Source organism: Microcoleus sp. B4-D4, assembly GCF_036705185.1.
GTDB lineage: Bacteria > Cyanobacteriota > Cyanobacteriia > Cyanobacteriales > Microcoleaceae > Microcoleus.
Genome location: NZ_JAUBTX010000110.1, coordinates 1 through 1735 on the forward strand (window position 1 = coordinate 1; position 1735 = coordinate 1735).

Annotated in this window: 1 protein-coding gene; it reads right to left on the reverse strand. The window is 45.4% G+C overall.

The window, feature by feature from the left end:
• Nucleotides 1-1213: reverse transcriptase domain-containing protein (locus QUB13_RS30290; RefSeq protein ID WP_333388760.1), on the reverse strand; the 1213-nt coding region annotated here is incomplete at its 3' end.
• Nucleotides 1214-1735: the final 522 nt, after the last annotated feature.

A 1735-nucleotide genomic window follows, 5' to 3' on the forward strand; every position in this document is an offset into this window, starting at 1 on the left:
AGTTAGCCCAACCCCTAATGATAGGGTTTAGTCGCTTAATTAGCGCCGCTTGCGGTGCTGACTTATGGGAGTCAATTACATCCGACAGACGGTCATAATGTGCCTTCACTTTTTCCTGACTTGGGGTAATGATGGTCTTAAAACCGAGTAATTCCCCTTTCGTATTTTTACCTGTATGGTGTTTCCCTTTGGGGAACTGACGTATATTAAATCCAAGGAAGTTGAATCCTGGCTTTTCCTCAACAAAAGTTGAAAGAGTGTGCGTCAGCCGAGTTTTACTGGGTTTTAATTCCAAGCCTATGCCCATTAACCATTCCGAGATTATTTCCCGGCATCTTTGAACAACGGTTATGTCTTCATGGAGAATCACGAAGTCATCGGCGTACCTGATTAAAGTAGCTCCTGGCTGATAGCCAGCGTATTGACCTTTCTTGACAATTGTGCCACTAGGAAAGGCGCTTTTTATCCGGTTTTCCATCCCGTGGAGGGCTATGTTTGCCAAAAGCGGCGAAAGACACCCGCCTTGTGGCGTTCCCTCAGATGTAGGAAACAACTGCTTACCATCCATCACCCCCGCTTTTAACCATGCACGAATTTGACGGCGAATGGTGGGAGATGTATTCAGTTTTAAAAGCAGTGTTTCATGGTCGATACAGTCGAAACACTTCGATATGTCAGCATCAAGTACAAACTTTTGTTTATACCTGATGGAGTTAAAGATTGCTTCGATTGCATCATGACATGACCTTCCGGCTCTGAACCCGTATGAGTTTGGTTCAAATCGCGCTTCCCATTCTGGTTCTAATGCCAGTTTGACAAGCGTTTGCAAGGCGCGGTCATCCATTGTAGGTATTCCTAAAGGTCGCTTCTCATCACGTCCAGGCTTGGGAATCCATACACGCCTAGTCGGGCTGACCTTAGAACCCAGTTTTATTTGATTTATCAAGGCAAGACGGAGATTAGGAGTCAGCGATTTAACGCCGTCTACACCTGCCGTCTTTTTGCCGCAATTATCCTGGGTAACTCTACGAACCGCTAACGCTCTTGCTGACCAAGAATTCATCAACGTTTTTTGGAGTCTGCGATATGTTTTTACATCGCCACGTTGAGAGGCTTGATAAATTCTCTGTTGCAGCTTATACACTCTACGTTCTAGCTTTCGCCAGTTAATAGAACGCCATTCCACCGTAGTCTTTAAACTCGTATTAGACATATTTACTGCTACTGGAAACTTCATCTTCCAAATCACCGTGATTCTGTCTGCCTATCCTCACCATTACAGTCAGGCGTTTTGCTTTTGAATCAATCTTGCCTACTCTTCGTATTAGTTAGCACCTACTCAATCATTGAAGACTGAGAACGGACGAGAGGTTACTTCGTTTCTGATAGTCATTGTTTGAGTTTTTAGAGCGGTACTATCCACCGGGTTTAGAGGAAGTGCTTGTTGGTCAACCAGGAACTTGCCAACTCCCCATTATCCTTGCCCATTTTGGGACTCCCAACGTAAACAGCCTGATTTCGCTGGTTATTCATGACGATGGTTCAAATGTACCTTTGTATTCCTACTCATGAACTCTTGCTCGGTGTTTACCAGGTTAGGCTTCCAGTATTGACACCTTTCACCCCCGCTTCAGGGATTGATGGCTAGTCGCTACCCTGGGGGACGCAATTCTTGACTGCGCTCTGTGTGCTTTCACTCCTGCACCTGGAGGGTGGGACTTAGTTTTCTAGGATA